This window comes from Arthrobacter sedimenti, assembly GCF_042652025.1.
Lineage (GTDB): Bacteria > Actinomycetota > Actinomycetes > Actinomycetales > Micrococcaceae > Arthrobacter > Arthrobacter sedimenti.
In genome coordinates this window covers 1-721 of record NZ_JBHSDQ010000021.1, presented here as the reverse complement: position 1 = coordinate 721, position 721 = coordinate 1, and the positions used below count along the sequence as shown (strand labels likewise).

Here is a 721-nt window from a genome sequence, read left to right as displayed (position 1 = left end):
AGGGCCACGCCCTGTCCTCCTACCCGCACCCGCGCCTGATGCCGCACTTCTGGGAATTCCCCACCGTGTCCATGGGCATCGGGCCGATGAACGCGATCTACCAGGCCCAGAACAACCGCTACCTGCACAACCGGGGCCTGAAAGACACCTCCGACCAGCAGGTCTGGGCGTTCCTGGGCGACGGGGAAATGGACGAACCCGAATCCCGCGGCCTGCTCCAGCTCGCCGCGAACGAGAACCTGGACAACCTGAACTTCGTGATCAACTGCAACCTCCAGCGCCTGGACGGTCCGGTGCGCGGCAACGGCAAGATCATGCAGGAACTCGAAGCGTTCTTCCGCGGCGCGGGCTGGAACGTGATCAAGGTCGTCTGGGGCCGGGAATGGGATGACCTGCTCACCCGCGACACCGACGGGTCCCTGGTGAAAATCATGAACGAAACCGTCGACGGGGACTACCAGACCTACAAGGCCGAATCCGGCGGGTTCGTCCGCGAACACTTCTTCGGCAAAACCCCGCAGACCAAGGACCTCGTCGCGGACCTCACCGACGACCAGATCTGGAACCTCAAACGCGGCGGCCACGACTACCGCAAGGTCTACGCCGCCTACAAAGCAGCCACCGAATTCAAGGGCAAACCCACCGTCATCCTCGCCCACACCGTCAAGGGCTACGGCCTCGGCCCCCACTTCGAAGGCCGCAACGCCACCCACCAGATGAA

The 721-nt window shown here is 63.7% G+C and carries 1 pseudogene; it reads left to right on the top strand.

What is annotated here, in order from left to right:
• Positions 1-721, top strand: a pseudogene (locus ACFO0G_RS19880) (pyruvate dehydrogenase (acetyl-transferring), homodimeric type); the annotation flags it as partial.